This window comes from Flavobacterium piscis (assembly GCF_001686925.1).
GTDB classification, from domain to species: domain Bacteria; phylum Bacteroidota; class Bacteroidia; order Flavobacteriales; family Flavobacteriaceae; genus Flavobacterium; species Flavobacterium piscis.
This window is the reverse complement of sequence record NZ_LVEN01000006.1, coordinates 1-22,047: the sequence shown is the minus strand read 5'-3', so window position 1 is coordinate 22,047 and position 22,047 is coordinate 1. Positions and strand designations below refer to the sequence as shown.

At 34.2% G+C, this 22,047-nt stretch carries 16 protein-coding genes and 1 tRNA gene; 10 read left to right on the top strand and 7 right to left on the bottom strand.

Annotation, left to right across the window (positions count from 1 at the left end; all coding sequences use genetic code 11):
* Positions 1 to 167: 167 nt before the first annotated feature.
* On the bottom strand, positions 168 to 1,127 hold the full coding sequence (locus tag FLP_RS04345) for a GSCFA domain-containing protein (protein ID WP_065448313.1): 960 nt from the start codon (positions 1,125 to 1,127) through the stop codon (positions 168 to 170).
* A 97-nt stretch (positions 1,128 to 1,224) separates the two neighbouring features.
* Entirely contained in the window at positions 1,225 to 2,031 is an 807-nt protein-coding gene (locus FLP_RS04340; protein WP_065448312.1) for a hypothetical protein, read from the bottom strand.
* A gap of 383 nt (positions 2,032 to 2,414) precedes the next feature.
* Here FLP_RS04340 and FLP_RS04335 point away from each other — a divergent pair, with 383 nt between their 5' ends.
* On the top strand, positions 2,415 to 4,160 hold the full coding sequence (locus tag FLP_RS04335; protein ID WP_065448311.1) for an ABC transporter ATP-binding protein: 1,746 nt from the start codon (positions 2,415 to 2,417) through the stop codon (positions 4,158 to 4,160).
* Positions 4,161 to 4,471: 311 nt separating this feature from the next.
* Here FLP_RS04335 and alaS read toward each other — a convergent pair whose 3' ends face one another.
* Entirely contained in the window at positions 4,472 to 7,108 is a 2,637-nt protein-coding gene (gene alaS, locus FLP_RS04330) for an alanine--tRNA ligase (RefSeq protein ID WP_065448310.1), read from the bottom strand.
* Between the two features lie 262 nt (positions 7,109 to 7,370).
* Here alaS and FLP_RS04325 point away from each other — a divergent pair, with 262 nt between their 5' ends.
* The 8 genes from FLP_RS04325 to FLP_RS04290 all read left to right on the top strand — a co-directional run bounded on the left by FLP_RS04325 (position 7,371) and on the right by FLP_RS04290 (position 14,913).
* Complete coding sequence (locus FLP_RS04325) at positions 7,371 to 8,348, top strand: peptidoglycan DD-metalloendopeptidase family protein (RefSeq protein ID WP_065448309.1); 978 nt, start codon at positions 7,371 to 7,373, stop codon at positions 8,346 to 8,348.
* A gap of 49 nt (positions 8,349 to 8,397) precedes the next feature.
* Positions 8,398 to 8,730 (top strand): MerR family transcriptional regulator, encoded by a 333-nt coding sequence (locus tag FLP_RS04320; protein ID WP_055094707.1) that lies wholly within the window; start codon positions 8,398 to 8,400, stop codon positions 8,728 to 8,730.
* Positions 8,731 to 8,770: 40 nt separating this feature from the next.
* Complete coding sequence (locus FLP_RS04315) at positions 8,771 to 9,361, top strand: LemA family protein (RefSeq protein WP_065448308.1); 591 nt, start codon at positions 8,771 to 8,773, stop codon at positions 9,359 to 9,361.
* 96 nt (positions 9,362 to 9,457) lie between these two features.
* On the top strand, positions 9,458 to 9,895 hold the full coding sequence (locus FLP_RS04310) for a TPM domain-containing protein (protein WP_065448307.1): 438 nt from the start codon (positions 9,458 to 9,460) through the stop codon (positions 9,893 to 9,895).
* Positions 9,896 to 9,898: 3 nt separating this feature from the next.
* Positions 9,899 to 10,726 carry a TPM domain-containing protein gene (locus tag FLP_RS04305; RefSeq protein ID WP_065448306.1) on the top strand — a complete coding sequence of 276 codons (828 nt, stop codon included), beginning with the start codon at positions 9,899 to 9,901 and terminating at the stop codon, positions 10,724 to 10,726.
* 75 nt (positions 10,727 to 10,801) lie between these two features.
* Positions 10,802 to 11,215, top strand: coding sequence for an RrF2 family transcriptional regulator (locus tag FLP_RS04300; RefSeq protein WP_065448305.1), 414 nt, complete (start codon positions 10,802 to 10,804; stop codon positions 11,213 to 11,215).
* A 246-nt stretch (positions 11,216 to 11,461) separates the two neighbouring features.
* Positions 11,462 to 14,008 carry a TonB-dependent receptor gene (locus FLP_RS04295; protein WP_065448304.1) on the top strand — a complete coding sequence of 849 codons (2,547 nt, stop codon included), beginning with the start codon at positions 11,462 to 11,464 and terminating at the stop codon, positions 14,006 to 14,008.
* A 161-nt stretch (positions 14,009 to 14,169) separates the two neighbouring features.
* Positions 14,170 to 14,913, top strand: coding sequence for a DUF2490 domain-containing protein (locus FLP_RS04290; protein WP_065448303.1), 744 nt, complete (start codon positions 14,170 to 14,172; stop codon positions 14,911 to 14,913).
* Positions 14,914 to 15,056: 143 nt separating this feature from the next.
* Here FLP_RS04290 and FLP_RS04285 read toward each other — a convergent pair whose 3' ends face one another.
* The 4 genes from FLP_RS04285 to era form a co-directional block, all read right to left on the bottom strand.
* Positions 15,057 to 17,819, bottom strand: coding sequence for an outer membrane beta-barrel protein (locus FLP_RS04285; RefSeq protein ID WP_065448302.1), 2,763 nt, complete (start codon positions 17,817 to 17,819; stop codon positions 15,057 to 15,059).
* Positions 17,820 to 17,975: 156 nt separating this feature from the next.
* The gene (gene der, locus FLP_RS04280; RefSeq protein ID WP_065448301.1) at positions 17,976 to 19,286 is read right to left on the bottom strand and encodes a ribosome biogenesis GTPase Der; all 1,311 of its coding nucleotides are present in this window, start codon (positions 19,284 to 19,286) and stop codon (positions 17,976 to 17,978) included.
* A 360-nt stretch (positions 19,287 to 19,646) separates the two neighbouring features.
* Entirely contained in the window at positions 19,647 to 20,609 is a 963-nt protein-coding gene (locus FLP_RS04275) for a hypothetical protein (RefSeq protein WP_123921645.1), read from the bottom strand.
* 63 nt (positions 20,610 to 20,672) lie between these two features.
* Positions 20,673 to 21,554 carry a GTPase Era gene (era, locus tag FLP_RS04270; RefSeq protein WP_056194996.1) on the bottom strand — a complete coding sequence of 294 codons (882 nt, stop codon included), beginning with the start codon at positions 21,552 to 21,554 and terminating at the stop codon, positions 20,673 to 20,675.
* Between the two features lie 116 nt (positions 21,555 to 21,670).
* On the opposite strand from era, the gene FLP_RS04265 reads away from it, so the two are divergent.
* Positions 21,671 to 21,743, top strand: a tRNA-Met gene (locus FLP_RS04265).
* Positions 21,744 to 22,047 lie beyond the last annotated feature (304 nt).

Below are 22,047 nucleotides of genomic sequence, written 5' to 3'. Positions count from 1 at the left end.
GTTGCGTTATTATAAAGCTGTATTTATACAGTTTACAAAAATGAGAATTTTAAACTTTAACAATTTACATAATTACACGCAATTATTCTAAAATTTTACACACAAATAATTATTTTCTTACTTTTGAATATGCCACGAAGGCGCTAAGACACAAAGAAAAATTAACTTTAAAATTTAATGTGCGCCCATTTTTCCTGAATACTACTTATCTTCTGTTGTAGTTTAGCTAAGAATTTCTGATGTTGTTCTGAGTCTGGATTGAAGCTGCGATGGCGAAGGCTTTTTTGTATTTCTGAAACTTCCTGCATAGTCGAAATACTATCTTCTGAAATATAGTTTTCACTGAATTTATGCCAGATATAATCGATTGCTACCTGATTAGGATGCAACATATCCTCGGCATAAAAACGATAATCACGAAGTTCATCCATCATGATTTCGTAAGAAGGGAAATAGTTATGAGTTATGAATTCTGAGTTATGAGTTTTTAAAACTTGATGAATTCCCGCAAACAGATGCGATTTGCTCAATTGATTTTCTGCAAAACCATCTTTTATATGTCGTACAGGCGAAACCGTAAAAATGAAGTTGATGTCTGGATTTAAAACCTGAATTAAATCTATCGTATTTTGAATGCTTTTTTGAATTACTTCAACCGATAATAATTCTTTTGAGAATTGTTTTTGAGGTACTTTATGACAATTGGCTACAATTTGATCGCTTTCTGTGTTTCTGTAAATCCAGGAAGTCCCGTAAGTTATGATAATATGGGTGGCTTCTTTTAAGTTTTTATAGGTTTCCGAAATCGCTTTATTCAACGTTTCCAATAATTCTTGTCGGTCTGAATTGCTTAGATCCGAATGTACTTCATAACTATGCCAGCGCTCGTTATAAAAGAAAACATCTTTTTCTGTATAAAATTCTTTCTTAATGATTCTGCTGATTATTTTTTCGATCGAAACAGAATTAAAAATGATCCCAAACGGATTGGTTTCGTTTTGAAATTTAAAATAATCGAACTTCTCTGCCATATTTTCTGCAAAACAGGAACCAATAGAAATGATCTTCGAATTATAATCGATTGGATTATTGGTTTTAGAAATGGGTATTTGCGTTCTGAATTGCATGGCTTTTTATTTAAACACGAATTTCACGAATTTTCACCAATAAAAAAACCAAATACAGAAGTATTTGGTTTTTATTCAATCTTTAAATTACTAAAGATTAGTATGTGTATTCGTTTGTGCGATCGATAGTCGTGCCGTCTTTTTTATAAGAAGTAATTTTTGTTGGAAATCCGTTTGTATCGTAAATTAATTCTCTTTTGTAGACATTTGATTCAGTGTTAACACTATAAGAGGCGGTATATTTTACTACATTATTAACAGAACTTACAGATCCTTCACCTTCACTATGACCTATTAATAAGTTGAAACCCAGAATATTTTTCAAAGGATTATTTTTTGCATCATATTCGTAAACAGCTGTAAAAACAGAATCAAACTCACTATTTGTTTCGACGCTTTTTACCAGATTTCCGTTTGCAAATGTTAGCACTTCAACATAATTACTCTTTTGCTCGACTCCTGTTGAGTTTGTATTGTACTTTTCTGCTTTGACTGTGCCATCAGCATTATAAGTGTATACTCTTCTAATTTTATATTCTCCAGCAGGAAATTCAGCTGAAAAACCTTCTGAAGAAAGCTCTCCTACTAATTTACCATTAGCATAAGTATACACTACTTCATCACTTTTTACATCTTTCCCTACTTCACTTTCTGTATCGTAATTTACTTCTTTAACAATCAAATCTCCGTCGTAAGTATAGTCTGTTCTTCCTGCTTCATCTTTTACACTTACAATCTTGTTTCCATTATAAGTAGAGCTATACGTAGCATTATCAGAAGGATAATCTATGTCTGTATACTTTAGTACTTTAGGTAAAATTGTGTTTTCAGCATTGTTATCATCATTTGAACACGAAGCAAGCGTTAAAGCAGCTACTACAAAAAGGCATAATTGTTTTTTCATTTTTGATAAGTTAAATTTGTTATTACCGCAAACGTAATACACTCTAAAATCAAAACCTTACGGGATTCCACATTTTAAAGCACATATTACAACTCAAAAATCTAATAACTCACTAAAAACAAACAACATACACAGGTAATTATTACAACAAAAGATTTAGCCAAAAATAAAACACTACAACAATAATTAGCTTTTTTCCTTCTTTTGTAGCACTCAAGTGTTAAAAAATATATTCCTCAAAAAATTAAAGAACTCTTGACTAAAAAAACATACCGATAATCTCAGCTGTAAATAAAATTTACATTTTTAATAACAAAAATCAACTTCACAAACTCAAACTATTCACTACTTTTGCATCTTCTATTTTTTAACATTCTCTATATATGAAATTATTATATTCTTATATAATCAAACACAAAATGCTGTTGCTTTTTGCTTTGATTATGGCCTCTATAAACATCTGTTTCAGCTTGTCAGACTCTATTATTACCGGTAAATTAATGCAGGACTGCGGAGTTGGCCTTCATAAATATGAAGGAAACGAAATTGGGTTTATAAAATCTTTATCCTTTTGGCTGGGACTTTCACTTGGTGCTGCCATGATTTCCAGAATCACCAAAAACTTTCAGGATTATTTTACCAATGTTGTAATTCAGAGAACCGGAGCACAAATGTATACTGATGGAATCAAAAAATCGCTTGATTTGCCTTATGCCGAATTCGAAGATCAGCGAAGTGGAGAAACTTTAAGTAAATTAACGAAAGTACGTTCTGATTCTGAAAAATTGATTACGCTTTCGATCTCTTTGATTTTTCAAACTATTATTGGGTTCATATTTGTTATCGTTTACGTTGCCCGAATTGATTATCGTATTTCGATCATCTTTTTGATTACAGCACCAATTATCGCTTTAATCAGTTCGTATTTAGGTAAAAAAATAAAGATTGTTTCCCGAAAAATTGTTAATCAAACCAATGCTTTAGCGGGTTCTACAACTGAAAGTTTACGAAATATCGAATTGGTAAAAAGTCTTGGATTAACGTATCAGGAAGAAAAACGTTTAAATTTAAACACCTTTAAAATCCTGCAACTTGAACTCGAGAAAATTCGTTTTATCAGAAGTTTGAGTTTTATTCAGGGCACAACGGTTCACTTTTTAAGAACTTGTGTTGTTTTTACTTTGTATTATTTCTTATTTGGACAAAAAATAATTGTTGGTGATTTATTGACGATGGTATTTTTTACTTTTTTCATATTTGGACCTTTGCAGGAATTAGGCAATTTTATTATTGCTTTGAATGAAACGAAAGTTTCGATGGAAAACTTCAAAACTTTATTAAGTGCTCCAAAAGAATTTCGCCCAAAAACGCCTAAACATGTTGGAGCTATTCAGTCTTTGCTTTTTAGCAATGTAAGTTTTCAACATAAAACAGCTAAATTCAAAGCGGTTGAAAATATTAATTTTGAAATTAAACAAGGGGAAACTGTTGCTTTTGTTGGCCCTTCCGGATCCGGAAAAACCACTTTGGTAAAATTATTAGTGGGATTGTATACGCCAGCCGAAGGTCAGGTATTGTATAACGAAATTGATTCTACTGAAATTGATTTGCTAGATCTAAGAAAACAATTGGGATTCGTAACTCAGGATGCGCAATTATTCTCAGGAACGATTCGTGAAAACTTATTGTTTGTAAGACCCAATGCAACAGACGAAGATTTATACGATGCCTTAAAAAGAGCAAGTTGTGAAAAACTTCTTAATCGTGCTGAAGATGGTTTGAATACAACAATTGGCGAAGGCGGAATTAAAGTTTCGGGCGGAGAAAAACAGCGTTTGTCTATCGCAAGAGCCATTTTAAGAAATCCAAATTTATTGATTTTTGATGAAGCTACTTCTGCTCTGGATTCGATTACCGAAGAAGAAATTAATGCTACAATCAGAAATATATCGGACCAAAACAGAATCACGGTTTTAATCGCACACAGATTATCGACTGTAATGCACGCTGATAAAATATTTGTACTGGAACAAGGTAAAATTATTGAGTCAGGTAAACATGAGGATTTGATTGTGGAGAAAGGTTTGTATTACGCTATGTGGCGTCAGCAAATTGGGGAAAGGAAGTAGACGAAGATTCTAAGATATTGTGCCGCTAAGTTGCTAAGTTTTTTTATTAGAATAATTGATTAAACGTAATATTTGTCATTTCGACGAAGGAGAAATCCTCACAAGTAACTCCGCAATCAAAATCCAATCTTTGTCGAGCTTCTCGCGAGGATTTCTCCTTCGTCGAAATGACATACAATGAGAAAGAATCATTTTTAATCCTTTAAGCTGTGGCAAAAAATACAAAAGCCGAAAGATCTTAAAAATCTTTCGGCTTTACTTTTGAATATTATAAAAACTTAGAACCTTAGTTCCTTAGCATCTTAACACCTTTATTTCACAAAATCAATTGCGTGAGACAAAGCCTCTGCAATTCCACTTGCATTTTTACCTTTTCCAGAAGCGAAGAAAGGCTGCCCTCCTCCATTTCCTTCAATATATTTTCCTAATTCTTTGATCACTGCATTTGCATTTAAGTTTTTCGAAGCAACCAATTCTTTAGATATGTAACAATGAATATTTGGCAAACCATCTTCTACAGAAGCTAAAAACACGAAAGAATTAGCTTTTGAAGTTCCTAATGCAGAAGCTAAATCTTTAGTTGATGCCATGCTTAAATCTACTTGTTTTGCAAGGAAATTTACGCCGTTTATTTCTTGGAAATCTTTTTCCAATTCTGATTTTAAAGCGCCTACTTTTTCTTTTAGTAATTGCTCTACTTGCTTTTTCAGTTTCGCATTATCATCCTGTAAAGAAGCTACTGATTTTAAAATATCCTGTGGATTTTTTAATGTTTCTTTTATTTCAGATAAAGTATTCTCCTGATTTTTATAGAAATCTTTTACCGCGTCACCTGTAATCGCCTCAATACGACGAATTCCAGCTGCTACTGCACCTTCAGAAATGATTTTGAAATGCCAGATTTCTGCCGTGTTTTTTACGTGAATTCCACCGCAAAGTTCTTTACTTTCTCCAAATTCAATCATTCGAACATTATCGCCATATTTTTCTCCAAATAAAGCCATTGCACCTTTATCTAATGCTTCTTTAATCGGAATATTTCTGTGTTCTACTAATTGCAATTGTGCTTCAATTTGCTGATTTACACTTGCTTCAACCTGACGTAATTCATCCTCTGAAACTTTAGAAAAATGCGAAAAGTCAAAACGTAAATAGTTCGGATTCACTAATGAACCTTTTTGCTCTACGTGAGTTCCTAAAAGGTTTCTCAAAGCCAAATGCATTAAATGCGTAGCCGAGTGATTTTTAGAAGTTGAACCTCTTAAATCGTTATTTACTTTTGCGACAAAACCGGCTTCAATATTTTCTGGCAATTGCTTTGCAAAATGCAAAATCAAATTGTTTTCTTTTTTAGTGTCGATGATTTCGATCGTTTCGTTTGCAGAAACCAACGTTCCTTTATCACCAACTTGTCCTCCGCCTTCCGGATAGAATGGCGTGTTATCTAAAACGATTTGGTATAAAATTCCGTCTTTCTTAGAATCAACTTTACGGATTCTTGTGATTTTTACGTCATTTTCTACTTGGTCGTAACCAACAAATGTTTCCACATTTCCAGGAATCAAAACAGACCAATCTTCTGTAGAAACTTCAGATGCAGCACGAGAACGTGTTTTTTGTTTTTGCAATTCAACTTCAAATTCTTCTTCATTATGGGAGAAACCTTTTTCTTTTAGAATTAAAGCAGTCAAATCTTTTGGAAAACCAAATGTATCGTACAATTCAAAAACCTTAGCTCCAGAAACTTCTGAACCAGAAGTTTGTGCAATTACATTATCTAACAACTGTAAACCCTGATCTAAAGTTCTTAAAAAAGAAGCTTCTTCTTCACGAATTACATTGGTAACCAATTGTTGCTGTGATTTGATTTCCGGGAAAAATTCTCCCATTTGGTTTGCCAACACTTCTACCAATTTATTGATAAAAGGTTCTTTCGTACCTAAAAATGTAAATCCGTAACGAATGGCACGACGTAAAATTCTACGAATTACATAACCAGCTCCGGTATTTGATGGCAACTGTCCGTCAGCAATTGCAAAGGCAACGGCACGAACGTGATCCACAACAACACGAATGGCAATATTAGTTTTGATTTGTTCTTCACTGATGTTTTTAATTTCATCAGAGGTATATTTTAAACCTGTAATTTGTTCTACTTTCTCGATAAGCGGTGTAAAAACATCTGTATCGTAATTGGATGTTTTTCCTTGCAAAGCCATACACAAACGCTCAAATCCCATTCCTGTATCAACGTGTTGTGCAGGAAGTTTTTCAAGAGATCCATCAGCTTTACGGTTGAATTCCATGAATACATTATTCCAGATTTCAACAACTTGCGGGTGATCATTATTTACAAGACTTTTTCCTGAAACCAAAGCTTTTTCAGCTTCCGGACGTAAATCAACGTGAATTTCAGAACAAGGTCCGCATGGTCCCTGATCTCCCATTTCCCAGAAATTATCTTTCTTGTTTCCAAGGATAATTCGGTCTTCGTCGATTAAAGTTTTCCAGATATCCCAAGCTTCCTGATCAAAAGGAACATTATCTTCTTTGCTTCCTTCAAAAACAGAAACATAAAGATTTTCTTTTGGAATTTTATACACTTCTGTCAATAATTGCCATGCCCAGTTGATTGCCTCTTTTTTGAAATAATCTCCAAAAGACCAGTTACCCAACATCTCAAACATAGTATGATGATAAGTATCAAAACCTACATCTTCAAGATCATTATGTTTTCCTGAAACACGAAGACATTTTTGCGTATCGGCTATTCTTTTACTTTTTGGCGTTCCGTTTCCTAAAAAATATTCTTTAAACTGGGCCATTCCCGAGTTATTGAACATAAGAGTTGGATCGTCCTTAAGAACGATTGGAGCAGAAGGAACGATTAAGTGCCCGTTGCTTTTAAAAAAGTCTAAAAATTGTTTACGTACGTCTTGTGATTTCATGCTATAATTAGAAATGTGATAATTTGATAATGTGTCAATTAGATAATTTACTTCGTCTGAAAATATGTGAATGTTGTTTTTTAATTAGAAATTTACCGCTCAAAACAATAAATTCCACGCTAAAAACATTATCTAATTATCAAATTGACACATTATCTAATTCTATTTTATTCTTGAAAAAAAGCTGGGAACAAATGAAACATTTATTAAATTTGTTCGACTAACTTATTTTACAAGCTGCAAAAATAGGGTATTTTAAAATATGGCGAAAGTAAAATATTATTACGACTCAGAAAATCTGGCTTATACGAAAATAAAAACCAGAAAAAGAATCAAAATCGGTTACGCATTACTGTTTTTGCTGGCTTCCGCGTTATTTGGTTTTTTAGTTTTTGTACTATTAATTAATACCCCTTATTTTGAAACCCCAAAAGATCGTTTACAAGCACGTGAAATCGAGAATTTGAAATTGCAATATGCGATTTTAAACAAAAAAATGGATGAAATTGATGATGTAACTGAGGCATTAGAAAACAGGGACAACAATATATACAGGGTTTATTTTAATAAAACCGAAATTCCGGATTCTATCAGGAAAGCAGGTTTTAGAGATCCTAAACGTTACAAAGATTTAGAAGGTTATAACAATTCGCAACTGGTATTAAACACCACAAAAAGAATTGACAGATTATCAAAAGAATTGGCCATTCAGTCGAAATCATTAGATGAAATTTTGAAATTGGCGAGTACAAAAGGAAATCTGTTATTGGCAATTCCTGCCATTCAGCCTGTCAGGAATGAAAATTTAAAACGAATGGCTTCCGGTTTTGGTTACAGAACTGACCCTTTCACGAAAGTGCGAAAAATGCATAACGGAATGGATTTCACCGCCAATACAGGCTCACCCGTTTATGCCACAGGCGATGGCGTTGTAGAAAGAGCCGATGCCTCTGCTTCGGGGTTTGGAAATCATGTTGTGATCAGGCATGGTTTTGGATATGAAAGTTTGTATGCGCATTTAAGCAAATACAATTGCAGAGCCGGACAACATGTCAAACGTGGAGATGTTATTGGATATGTAGGAAGTACAGGAAGATCTGAAGGGCCACATTGTCACTATGAAGTGCATAAAGACGGAAAAGTCGTGAACCCTTTGAATTTTTATTACGGAAATATTTCGGCTGCAGAATACGTTGCAATTTCACAAATGGCCAACCAGGAAAATCAGTCATTAGATTAATCCTCGAAAAAGTAGTATTTTTGAAATTAAAATAGAAAATTAAAAAAACATGCATATTGAGCTTTCAAAAGATAAAAGGTATTATAGCATTGGCGAAGTGGCCAAAGCCTTTAATGTCAATGCATCATTGATACGGTTTTGGGATAGCGAATTCGATATTTTAAAACCTAAAAAGAACGCTAAAGGCAATAGAATGTTTACGCCCGAAGATATTACCAACCTGCAACTGATTTATCATTTGGTTAAAGAAAGAGGTTTTACCTTAGATGGCGCCAGAACACACCTGAAAGAGGGTCAAAAGAAAACATTAGATAAATTCGAAATAATACGTAAATTAGAGACCATAAAAACACAATTAAACGAAATCAAAAACGAATTGTAATTAAAAATAATTTTATAAATAAACTTAAATTAAAGTAAACATGAAGAAAGGATTAATAATTCTTGGAGTTGTAGCTGTAATAGTTATTGGATTATATAGCTGGGCAAGTGGCATTTATAACACAGCAGTAACACTTGACCAAGACGTGAAAGAAAGTTGGGGAAATGTCAACACTGCTTATCAAAGGAGAAATGATCTTATCCCTAATTTAGTTAGTACAGTTAAAGGATACGCTGAACATGAAAAAAGCACTTTAACTGCAGTAATTGAAGCTCGTGCTAAAGCCACAGGAATTACGATTGACCCATCAAACGTTACTCCAGAACAATTAGCAGCATTCAATTCAGCACAATCAGGAGTATCTTCTTCTTTATCCAAGCTTTTGGTGAGTGTTGAACAATATCCAGATTTGAAAGCAAATCAGAATTTTATAGATTTACAAAGAGAATTAACTAGTACAGAGAATCAAATTTTAACGGCAAGAACTCGTTTTAATGAAGCTGTTAAACCTTACAACAACAACATCAATACTTTTCCAAGAAATATATTAGCTGGCTTATATGGCCTTAAAGAAAAACCATATTTTGAAGCATCTACAGGAGCTGAAAAACCAGTTGAAGTAAAATTCTAAAAAAGATTCATATTTTTGATTAACGTTTTTTTAATTTCGGATGAAATAATTCTGGAATTAGAGAAACGTTAATCTTAATTTAAAAACTCATTTTCGATGTCAAAAGTAGAAGATTTTTTATCCAAAGAAGAAGAATTAACCATTGTTGAAGCTATTCGCGTGGCTGAAAAAAATACTTCTGGCGAGATTAGAGTACATATAGAACAAACAACTTCCAAAGTTCCTTTTGACAGGGCTTTGGAAGTTTTTCATGAATTAAAAATGAATGAAACCCAACAACAAAACGGGGTTTTATTTTACTTTGCCGTAGCAGATAAAACATTTGCTATTTGTGGAGACAAAGGCATAAATGATCTTGTTGCAGCAGATTTTTGGGATTGTACCAAAGATGCCATGATCAGCCAATTTAAGTCAGGAAACTTTAAACAAGGTATTGTCGATGGTATTTTGAATGCCGGCGAACAATTAAAAAAATACTTTCCGTGGTCTGAAGGTGACACTAATGAATTATCAAACGAAATCTCAAAAGGATAAATAATGAAAATTTCCAAAAACAAAATATCTTATTCAAAAGGACTTTTTCAGTTTACCTTTTTGTTCATCGCTTTTTTTACTACCAATTGTATTTTTGCACAATTTACAATTCCGGAAAAACCAACTTTGCAGACTTCAGTTTATGATTATGCGAATGTTTTAAGCGCCTCTGAAAAAACACAGCTGGAAGAAAAACTAATTCGGTACTCAGATTCTACTACTACACAAATTGTAGTTATTACAATTGAAAGTTTGAAAAATGAAAACATAAATCAATTAGCTACAAATTGGGGACAGAAATGGGGAATTGGAGGAACAGCCAAAGATGATAATGGTGTTGTAATTTTAGTTGCTAAAGCTGAAAGAAGAATAGCCATTAATCCTGGTTATGGACTGGAAGATAGATTAACAGCAGCAATTGGGGGGCAAATTATTGATTATATAATTGTTCCAGAATTTAAAGCCGGAAGTTATTACCGTGGACTTGATAAAGGCGCCGATGCTCTTTTTGATGTTTTTAAAGGAAAATACAAAGGAGAAAGAAAACAGAATAAAGCCAAAGGAAATGATTTTCCGATATTGCCATTCATTGTTATTGTTGTAATTGTATTAATTTTACTGGCGCGTAATAAAGGCGGTGGAGGAAATTCAGGCAATAATAGCGGCGGAGGCCCTAGTCTGATGGATGTAATTCTTTTAAGCAGTCTTGGAAGAAGTGGCGGAGGCGGTTTTGGAGGCTTTGGCGGAGGTTCATCTGGCGGCGGTGGCGGCTTTGGCGGAGGTTTTGGCGGCGGCGGATTCTCCGGTGGAGGTTCTAGCGGAGGCTGGTAGAAAACAAAGTCACAGTTTGCAGTGACAGTTTTCAGTTTTAAAAATTTATAATTTACAATTAATAATTCAATATAGATGTTATCACATAAAGCAAAATACGCCCTTAAGGCCTTACTTTATTTAGCAGAACAAGACGAAAATCACATTTCCAGAACAATAGAAATTGCTGATGGCGCCAATATTCCTAAAAAGTTTTTAGAACAAATTTTATTGGATCTAAAACGAGGACGTTTTGTGAGTAGTAAGCAAGGGAAATTTGGCGGATATTATTTGATACGCTCCAAATACGATATTACTTTGGCAGAAATTCACCGTTTATTTGATGGTGCAATTGCGCTCTTACCATGTGCTTCGTTAAATTTTTACGAACCATGCTCAGATTGTAAAACTGAGGAAGAATGCAGTCTAAGACATGGTCTAATGATCATTCGGGATGAAACTCTTAAGGCAATGCAAGGCATAACAATCGCCTCACTTGTAAAGAAATAAAAAAATATTTTCTAATTCCTAGTAAATCTATAGAATTTACATATATTTGCAAAAAAACCGACAACCATTTACAAATTTTAAACCCTATGAAAGTAAATTACAATCGATCAGGTGTATCAAAAACTCTTTTGCAAAGAAACCAGAATATTCAATTCACTAATGTGAAAAACAATTCTTCTATGATGTGTATGTGCTGATAAAAAAAATTTAATTTAAATTCTACTAATCACATATACTTAATATAAAATGAAAAATTCTATAAAAAATATACTTACCCTATTATCCTTTTTAATTTTCTCAACATCATTTGCACAAAACATTGAAGGTGTAGTTAAAACCAGCGAAAACACACCACTTGAAGCTGTTAACATTGTTGTTAAAGGAACAACAACCAATACCACTACAGACAGCGAAGGAAGATTTACAATCAACAGCAAAGGAAAACTTCCTATAACAATTTTAGTTCAATATGTAGGTTACAAAACTACCGAAATAGAACTTACTGATTTACCAACTGCTCCATTACAAATCACACTTAAAGAAGAAAATGAACTTATAGAAGTTGTAGTTTCTTCACGACGCAGAATAGAAAAAGTTCAGGATGTGCCCATTGCGATCTCTGTTATCACCGGTAAACAAGCAGAACAAACAGGAGCTTTTAACGTGAACCGTATTAAAGAATTGGTTCCTTCAGTACAATTGTATTCTTCTAACCCTAGAAATACCGGAATTAACATTCGTAGTCTTGGTTCTCCTTTTGGACTTACCAATGACGGAATTGATCCTGGAGTTGGTTTTTATGTAGACGGTGTTTATTATGCACGTCCGGCTGCGACAACTCTTGATTTTATCGATGTAGAACAAATTGAAGTATTACGTGGACCACAAGGATCTTTGTTTGGAAAAAATACAACATCAGGGGCATTTAACATCACAACCCGTAAACCAAGTTTTACTTCAGGAGCTGATTTTGAAGTGAGCTACGGAAACTATAATTTCCTTCAAGCTAAAGCGTCTGTTACGGGAGCTTTAGGAAAAAAAGTCGCAGGTCGTTTATCTTTCTCCGGTACACAACGTGACGGTCTTATTGATAATGTTGCTACAGGAAGACCTACAAACACTTTAAACAATCAGGGAATTAGAGGTCAGTTACTTTGGACTCCAACAGTAAATACTAATATTATATTGGCTGCAGATATTACAACGCAACGTCCTGATGGATACGCACAAGTTGTTGCAGGTGTTGCGCCTACTCAAAGAGCTGCTTATCGCCAGTTTGATGCTATTATTAAAGATTTAAATTACCAATTGCCAAGCTTGAATGCATTTGACCGTAAAATAGATCATGATACGCCATGGCGTTCAGGACAGGATATGGGAGGTATTTCCCTTAACATCGATACCAAAATTGGTTCAGGAACACTTACTTCAACAACAGCGTGGAGATTTTGGAACTGGGATCCATCAAATGACAGGGATTTTACAGGATTACAAGTATTGGCATTATCTCAAAATCCAACAAGACAAACACAATTTACACAAGAAGTTCGTTACGCAGGTCAGCTTACAGAAAAAATTAGCGGTGTTGTAGGGGTGTTTTTTATCGATCAAACCTCTCAAACAGATGGTACCGAAGAATCCGGTAATGCACAGTGGAGATTTGCGCAAAGTACAACCAGCGCTTTATGGAAAACTCCGGGACTTTTTGAAGGATACGGAATTAAAACTGATGCAAACATAAGAGCATCAAGTGCAGCAGTATTTGGCCAAATTGACTGGGCTATTACAGATCGACTGCATGTTTTACCAGGTTTGAGATATAATTTTGACAAAAAAGACGCTCATTATTCCCGTACAACATACGGAGGTTTGCAAACTACTGATCCGGCATTATTAGCTTTGAAAAAATTAGTTTATTCTGATCAGGCATTTGACTCTAGTACTGACAACACTGACTTTTCAGGAAACATAACATTGACTTTTAAAGCTTCGGACAAAATCAATGCTTATGCTACTTATGCAAAAAGTTACAAACCGGTTGGTGTAAACGTAGCCGGACTTCCAACTGATTCAAAAGGCGATCCTTTATTAGATCTTGCCGTGATTAAACCGGAAAAAGTAAACCATTACGAAATAGGTGTAAAAACTTCACCGTTTAGAAATTCAGTATTTAACCTTGCTTTCTTTAATACAGAGATCAACGATTTTCAAACCAACGTTCAGGCAGCTGAATTGGGAGTAAACCGTGGATACCTTGCCAATGCTGATAAAGTACGTGTAAGAGGTGCTGAATTGGATGCAAGCTTTGTTATCAACCAACATTGGACTATAAATGGTGCTGCTACGTATACAGAAGGTACATATGTTAAATTTACAAACGCACCACTTCCTTTAGAAGAAACAGGAGCTCCTGTAGCCTTCAAAGATGTTTCAGGAACTGATTTACCTGGTGCTTCAAGATGGGCAGGATCTTTGGGTGGTGAATTTTCTAACCAAGCAAAATTCTTCGGAAACGCAGGAAAAGCTTTCATCGCATTAGATTCTTACGCTCGTTCTGAATTTTCATCAAGCCCTTCAGCTTCAAAATTTTTAGTAGTTCCAGGTTATGCTATTTTTAATGCACGTATTGGTTTCCGTGCGTCGCAAGGTTTATCTGTTCAATTCTGGGGACGTAACCTTTTAAATAAAGATTACTACGAACAATTATTACCTGCGGGTGGAAACACAGGACAATATGCTGGTGTAATTGGTGATCAAAGAACTTACGGCGTAACATTGAAATATTCATTGTAACACAATTAGTTAATTTTACATACACGAAACGAGATAGGTTTTTAAATCTATCTCGTTTTTTTATGAAATGAAATCACAAAATTGCATTTAAAACAAGTTTTATTCTTCTACACATCTATTCTGATTTGTATATATTCGCAACCTCGAATTATATAGATTGAATGAAAGTTCTAAAATTACTACTTTTAGCAGGATTAATAAGCCCTCTTTTATCAGCACAAAGTCTGAAAAAGACAGATCAGCAAACCTTAACGTGGATAAGATATTACAATATTTTGCCTGTTACTGAAAAATGGGCCATACATTCTGAGATTGACAACAGGAGTTTTTTGAATCCTGTTCATGAAAATTTATTTGTTCTAAGAATTCAGGGAAGATATCGCATTCATAAAAACATAGATTTAGGCGGCGGTTTTGCTTATTTTAATGTGAACACACAAGACCCTCACATTGATCCTGATTATTCTGTTCCTGAATACCGAATTCAGCAAGATGCTACTTTCATCAATGATATTGCCAAAATCACTTTTCATAACCGTTTCCAGCTCGAAGAACGTTTTATTCAGAAAGCCAACAAAACCGAATTACTGGATGATTTTTCTTTTGCATATCGATTTAGATACAGATTACAAGCAACATTTGATCTTTGGAAAAAAGAAAAACAAAGCTTAAAAGGAACCATTTCTGATGAAGTGATGTTCAATTTTGGAAAAGACAATAAAAGAAATACTTTCGATCAAAACCGAATTTATGCTGCATTACGTTATCAATTCGATCCTAATATTGGCTTGGAAGTAGGCTATCTTAAAAGTTTTCAAAGACGTTCCAGTGGTGTTGATTTTTATGATCGTGATATTATCAGATTTACCGTTTATCATAGAATAAATAGGAAACCGAGGATTTAGAAAATAAAATTCCAATATAAAAATTCCAAATTCCAATAAAAAACTCAGGCGAAGCAAATCTTTGGGCAAAAAAAAGACGCACTGCTGTGCGTCTCTACGTTAAAACCTTTGAACCTCTGTCACTTTATAACTTTGAACCTTTATTAATCCATTCTCTGTCTTCTCTTCCCTCCTTTTTCAGCACCTGCAAAATTTCCTATTTTATAACTTACAGAGAACATTACATAACGTTTCAGTACAGTATTCTCTTCATCACGAATAGAGGTTGCCGAAATCGTTCTGGTAGCACTTTGATTTTGATTTAAAACATCGTAAACTTTTACTTTAGCATAGACTTTTTTATCAAAAAATCCATAAGACAAACTGGTGTTCCATAAATAAAAATCTTTTTTGAAGTTGCTCGAAATACTGGAATTGTAAGTATATCCAAAGTCATTTCCGAAAATTAAATTTTCCGGCCAGTAACTTGTTGTTTGTAAATTGATTCTGTGCACTACATTCGAACTGGCATCTCTTGAAGAATTCTCATAATCAGTCTGATTGTACGACAAACTATATGATGGCGAAATAATAAGAAGTTCTCCGTATTCATAAGTAAGGTTTACTTTTGGCGTTATTGCGGTAGATTTTGCATTATATAAAATAGCATTGGTAAAACCTTTATCAAAAGAATAACTCCCGTTTAACCCAAAACCATATCGTAAAACATGAGCGTCTCTTTTTATTGATTGATTCCAGTTTCCGCCAATCGATGCCATATAAGTTCCCGAAATATTTACATAAGTAGTAGTTCTTTTTCCGCTATCATCATAAATAGAAGTCGAAACCACATCGTTATTATAATAATCTCCTTTTACATACAAACTGTAACCGGAACGCGTACGGAAATCGTAATTTCTAAAACTAAAATTAGCGCTGTTTTTTTCGATAGGCTTCAAATCAGGATTTCCTGTAATGGTATTTAATGGATTGGTTAAATTTAAAACCGGCATTAATTGAACCGCTGAAGGAAGTGCATTTGAATAATCGTATTTGAATGACAAATTCTTTGAACGGCTAAACTTATACCTAACCTGAAAATCTCCGTATGGCAATGCATATCGCTTGTTTAAATCGGTTGCGTTATTAAGATATAAGGAATGATTATCAAACTCTACAATGGAAGTTCTCGAATTCAAATTAACCGTATATTTACTTTTCTGCCAGGTAATTCCAACTTTCGGACTAAAAGAATTTTGCTTTGAAGTAGTATAATTCGTCAAGGAATCATTTAAAGCAGAATAAGATTGCGATGCAGCATCAAAATCGAATGTTTTTATGTCTTTCATATCTTTGTTCCAGTCAAAATCAGACCCAAATCGTATTCTCAATGAATCTGTTACAGGCTCTGTATATTCAAGTTCAAGAGAATAATTATCAGTAGTATTTTTGTTATTACTTTTCTGATTACGATCATCATTTGGCTTAGCATCCTTATAAAAAATAGTCTGAGAAAGATTCAAAGCCTCAGCATCTGTTTTGGCATTGTTATTATCAAAAACAATACTAAAATTACGAGCCTTTTTCTTAAAAGCTTTATTGAAGTTGATCGTGTTGCCAAAAGTAGTATTATCACTTTCTGAATATGATTTAGCGGTACTTTCATTCAAAGCTTCTCCGTTTTCATCCTCAGAAAAACTAGACGAAGCCGAATTACTATTCGAACGGGATTGATTGAATTTTGGTACCACAACCAATCTCGTTGTGGGATCAATTTTATATTCTAATTCAAAATTGACGTTATTTCCTGTATTTTCATTTCTTGTCTTAGAATCAGATGAAGTGGCAATATTTCCGGTTGGTAAAAAACTAACCTGATCAGATTTACTATCGTTATTGTTAATCGAATTCGAAAAATTATAACTTCCCATTGCCATCAATTTTTCTGACCAGTCATCAGAATAATTAAGTCCTACTAAATTCGATTGCGTGATACCTTTACCACTTCCTGAACTGCCGCCGCCGCCACTGTTGCCTTTCGCATTTCGGCCGCCTCCCATATTATCAAATACCTCATCCATTGCAAAGCCTGTCGAATTGATATTATTCGATGAAGCCAAAACACTTATCTTTTGCTTATTGTTGAAATAATTCAGCAAAAGACTGCTTTCATAACGATCATCGGAGCCATATCCTCCAAGAATTTTCCCGAAATAACCTTTATTTTTCTTTTCGTCAATTGTGATATTTATACTCGAATAATCCGAAGTTGATTCTTGTTTAGAAAGTTCTTCTTTCTTGGTTTTAAAATCCGAAACCTGAATTTTTTTGATAATTTCCGCAGGTAAATTCTTCAACGCAATGGCACCATCTTTATCAAAAAATGTTTTTCCGTTTACCAAAACCTGATTTACTTCGCGACCGTTTACAGTAACCTTACCATCTGTACCTACATCAAAACCAGGCAATTGTTTCAGTAAAGTTTCTACATTCGAATCCGGTCTTACTTTATAAGAAGCGGCATTAAACTCCAGCGTATCTTTTTTAATCGTAATGGGCGGAGCTTCACTTTTTATAACCACATTATCTAAAGCGTTTGCAGCTTCCAATAAATATAACTTACCAAAGTCTTTACTTTCAAGAAGCCCTTTTTCTTCCTCAAAATAGGGTTGATAACCCATATAATTTACCTTTAGAAAAATAGGCTTATCGTATTTTTTAGTTTTGATACTAAAAGCCCCATTTTTATCGGTTGTAGCATATTCGATTACGGTAGAATCTTTTACGGTTGTAAAATAAACGGTTGCTAATTCCAGCGGCAATTGCGTATTAATATCAACAACGGTTCCTTTAAGGACAATTTCATTCTGGGCACTTGCCGAATAACAAAAAAGAGAAAAAATTAGAAAATAATAAATTTTGGTCATAAAATGGTTGGTTAGAAATAGTAAGACCCAAATAGAGTCAAAAGGTTTAATTGTAAGTTCAACATTTACGCAAACAGTATGCCATTAAACCTAATAAAAATAATAGGAGTAATATAAATACATAAAAAAAGTCCCCATTTCTGAGGACTTTTACTTTTATTTTTCTCTAATATAAATATCGATCGGCACTCCAGAAAAGTCCCAATTTTCTCTAATTTTATTTTCAAGATATCTTTTATACGGTTCTTTAACGTATTGTGGCATATTGGCAAAAAACACAAACTGAGGTGTTAAAGTTGGCAACTGCATACAATATTTAATTTTTACATATTTACCTTTTGTTGCTGGTGGCGGATAAGCTTCGATTACCTTCAACATAAATTCGTTGAATTTAGAAGTTGGGATTCTTTGCTTTCTGTTTTCAAAAACTGTAACCGTAGCTTCTAATGCTTTCAATAAACGTTGTTTCGTTAAAGCCGAAACGAACAAAATTGGCACATCGGTAAAAGGCATTAATTCTTTTTTGATTTTCTCTTCGTAATCACGAGTCGACATGGTATCTTTTTCAACCAAATCCCATTTGTTCACTAAGATTACAACACCTTTACGGTTTTTCTCTGCCAGCCAAAAAATACTTTGATCCTGACCTTCAAATCCACGGGTTGCATCAATAACCAAAATACAAATATCAGCATGCTCAATCGCACGTACAGAACGCATTACAGAATAAAACTCCAAATCTTCTTTTACTTTAGCTTTACGACGGATTCCCGCAGTATCAACCAAGTTAAATTCGAAACCAAAACGGTCAAATTTTGTATCAATTGCATCACGAGTTGTTCCTGCAATATCCGTTACCATAAAACGTTCTTTACCAATAAGTGCATTGATAAAGCTTGATTTACCAGCATTCGGGCGTCCTACAACAGCAAAACGAGGTAAAACTACTTCTTCCTGAACTGGTTCCGGTTTTTCTGGAAAAGAGTCAATTAAAGCATCTAATAAATCTCCTGTTCCACTTCCCGATATACTTGCAAACGTAAAATATTCACCTAAACCAAGGTTATAAAACTCAATTGCATCTTTCTCACGCATTGCGTTATCTACCTTATTTACAGCCAATAAAACTGGTTTTGTCACTTTACGCAATAAGCGCGCAACAACATCATCCATTGGTGTAATACCTTCCTCAACATCAACTACAAAAATAATAACATCAGCTTCGTCGATAGCAAGCTCCACTTGTTTACGAATTTCACCTTCAAATACGTCATCAGATCCACGAACGTATCCACCGGTATCAATTACAGAAAACTCTTTTCCGTTCCACTCGCTTTTACCATAGTTTCTATCACGGGTAACCCCAGATACAGAATCTACAATAGCTTCTCTTCTTTGTATCAGCCTATTAAAAAGGGTTGATTTCCCTACATTAGGTCTTCCTACTATCGCAACAATGTTATTCATTTCTTTGAATTTTAGATTTTAGATTTTAGACTTCAGATTTTTAGTTCCCTAAAAACCTAATCCCTTGTAATCCAAAATGCTTAATTTTAATTTTTTGCAAAGGTAGTTAAAAAAGTGACTAAGTCGCTAAGTTTCTAAGTACCTAAGATTTTTATTGTTATTCTTGTTATTTTCGGGAGCTGTTTCCTGCTATCCGTTTCAATCTTTTCCTGGCTGGCAGCAGACAGCAAGAGGATTTCCACTTCTATCAGGGCTACGGTTTCGGGGGATTAAGAAATTCAGTCAACATTAAAAATAACATCTGTTTTGATCACCTCCAGAAAAATTCAACTTCTTAATTTTCAGATAAGTATTTTTTAATTATTTACACTTTTCATAAATATATTGTGGTCTCGCTCCCATTCTGTAAGAACTAAAATCGCCTTTATTGGATAATTTTAAAGTTAATCCATCGTCTTCCTTTACATTAAAAAATTTAATATCGCGAATTTTGATCTTAGCCGAAATAATATTTAAAGGACCTATTTTATAATGACTAAAAGGAAAAGGCTCATCACCAAAATCCCAATACACAAGCTCTTTTTTATCAAAATCAACATATGCCTTATTCTCTACATCACAAAACCTTCTGTTATTCGATAAAAATGCCTCGACTTGCTTTTCTGTATCTATTGGTACAAACTCTTTTTCCGGAGCGGTATACAAAACATCACCTACAGCATCCTGAGTAATTCCAACCAAATATTTATTATTTTTAGAAATACTAAAATACAATGTCAAAACCCTGCTTTTATCTATCGACATTACATCGGCTCTGTAATTGCACAACTTTTCGAGCTTTCGAAATGGCTTTTTATCTTCATCTGACCGATTACTATAAGTATCTTCAAAATCATCCAAACGGAATTTATTTTGGTATTTCACATAATAAAAACCTGTCTTTTTAAATTCGCCATCTCCCAGATATTCAGGAAATTTTCCGAATTCTATATTCTCATAGATTTTAAAATCAAACCATTCAATCCAGTCATCAATTTTATTAGGAAAGCTCAAAATAGGATAATAGCCATCTTTCACAAATATGGCCAATCCGTTAGATTTATCAATGAACTTATTAATATTCGAAGCCTTATTGGTCTGGAATTGCTTTATAAATTCGCTTAAAAACAATCTCACCTCTTGATCAGAACAAGCCGTTGTATCTAAAGCTACAGAATCTTTCTCTACAATAGTTTCCGTTTTTTTGATTACAGGTTTAGAGGGAATTGCTTTCTCTTCTGTACCAAAAAGACGTGCCAAACCCACAATCACTATAAGTCCCAAACATATTGGTATTGAATACTTCGTTGAAACTTGCATAAATTATGATCTGGCGTTTAGAAAAAATTATTGATTATATCCAAAACGTTTCAGCATATTGGCATTGCTTCTCCAGTTTTTATTCACTTTTACAACCAGTTCAATATGTATTTGTTTCCCGAAGAACTTTTCTAAATCAGCACGAGCATCGGTTCCTACTTTTTTCAAAGCCGCACCTTTATGTCCAATAATGATTCCTTTTTGAGTTTCGCGTTCAACCATAATGATCGAACGGATTCTGATAATTTTTTCATCTTCAAAAAATTCTTCCGTTACGATTTCAACCGCGTACGGAATCTCTTTGCTGTAATTCAACAAGATTTTTTCACGGATGGTTTCGTTTACGAAAAAACGTTCCGGTTTGTCTGTTAATTGATCTTTTGGATAATATGCTGGTGATTCTGGCAACAATTCGATGATTCTGCCAAAAACTTCGGGTACATTAAAATTCTGTAAAGCCGAGATTGGGAAAATTTCAGCATTTGGTACTTTTGCAGTCCAGAATGCTACTTGCTCTTCTAATTGTTCCTGATTTGAGTTGTCGATTTTATTCAACAATAACAAAACCGGAATTTTAGCATGAATTATTTTATTAAAGAAAGCCTCGTCTTTTAAGTCCTGCTCTCCTATTTCGACCATGTAAACTAGTATATCAGCATCTTCAAAAGCCGATTTTACAAAGTTCATCATCGATTCCTGCATTTCATAAGCGGGTTTGATGATTCCGGGAGTATCCGATAATATAAGTTGAAAGTCCTCGCCATTCACGATTCCCAGAATACGATGACGAGTTGTTTGTGCTTTTGATGTAATGATAGATAATCTTTCTCCAACAAAGGCGTTCATCAATGTTGATTTTCCAACGTTTGGATTCCCGATGATGTTTACAAAACCTGCTTTATGTGACATTTGTGTATTATTTAATTTGCAAAGGTAGTCATATCAACTCAATACAGAAAATAAAACATTTTTTAAAGTTTTCGTTGGATTTCTTAAAAATCGGCGTATCTTTGCACCCGAAACATCGCGGGATAGAGCAGTAGGCAGCTCGTCGGGCTCATAACCCGAAGGTCACAGGTTCGAGTCCTGTTCCCGCTACTAAGAGAAAAAGCTTCAGAGAAATCTGGAGCTTTTTTTATGGAATAAATTTCAGCTCGCCGGACTTATATCCGCCGCGGCGGACACAGGTTCGAGTCTTCGCCGTGGCGAACTACTAAGAGAAAAAGCTTCAGAGAAATCTGGAGCTTTTTTTATGGATAAATTTCAGCTCGCCGGACTTATATCCGCCGCGGCGGACACAGGTTCGAGTCTTCGCCGTGGCGAACTACTAAGAAAAAAAGCTTCAGAATCATGGGGCCGTGTTTTTCCTACAGAGTTTCATAGTGACAGACTTATATCGCCA

Bases quoted from the DNA above. Each gene is read 5' to 3' on its own strand.
- FLP_RS04305 (WP_065448306.1), top strand. From the start codon at position 9,899: ATGAAAATTTCCAAAAACAAAATATCTTATTCAAAAGGACTTTTTCAG.
- FLP_RS04285 (WP_065448302.1), bottom strand. From the start codon at position 17,819: ATGACCAAAATTTATTATTTTCTAATTTTTTCTCTTTTTTGTTATTCG.
- der (WP_065448301.1), bottom strand. From the start codon at position 19,286: ATGAATAACATTGTTGCGATAGTAGGAAGACCTAATGTAGGGAAATCA.
- FLP_RS04295 (WP_065448304.1), top strand. From the start codon at position 11,462: ATGAAAAATTCTATAAAAAATATACTTACCCTATTATCCTTTTTAATT.
- FLP_RS04300 (WP_065448305.1), top strand. From the start codon at position 10,802: ATGTTATCACATAAAGCAAAATACGCCCTTAAGGCCTTACTTTATTTA.
- alaS (WP_065448310.1), bottom strand. From the start codon at position 7,108: ATGAAATCACAAGACGTACGTAAACAATTTTTAGACTTTTTTAAAAGC.
- FLP_RS04340 (WP_065448312.1), bottom strand. From the start codon at position 2,031: ATGAAAAAACAATTATGCCTTTTTGTAGTAGCTGCTTTAACGCTTGCT.
- era (WP_056194996.1), bottom strand. From the start codon at position 21,554: ATGTCACATAAAGCAGGTTTTGTAAACATCATCGGGAATCCAAACGTT.
- FLP_RS04335 (WP_065448311.1), top strand. From the start codon at position 2,415: ATGAAATTATTATATTCTTATATAATCAAACACAAAATGCTGTTGCTT.
- FLP_RS04345 (WP_065448313.1), bottom strand. From the start codon at position 1,127: ATGCAATTCAGAACGCAAATACCCATTTCTAAAACCAATAATCCAATC.
- FLP_RS04310 (WP_065448307.1), top strand. From the start codon at position 9,458: ATGTCAAAAGTAGAAGATTTTTTATCCAAAGAAGAAGAATTAACCATT.
- FLP_RS04325 (WP_065448309.1), top strand. From the start codon at position 7,371: ATGGCGAAAGTAAAATATTATTACGACTCAGAAAATCTGGCTTATACG.
- FLP_RS04290 (WP_065448303.1), top strand. From the start codon at position 14,170: ATGAAAGTTCTAAAATTACTACTTTTAGCAGGATTAATAAGCCCTCTT.
- FLP_RS04320 (WP_055094707.1), top strand. From the start codon at position 8,398: ATGCATATTGAGCTTTCAAAAGATAAAAGGTATTATAGCATTGGCGAA.
- FLP_RS04315 (WP_065448308.1), top strand. From the start codon at position 8,771: ATGAAGAAAGGATTAATAATTCTTGGAGTTGTAGCTGTAATAGTTATT.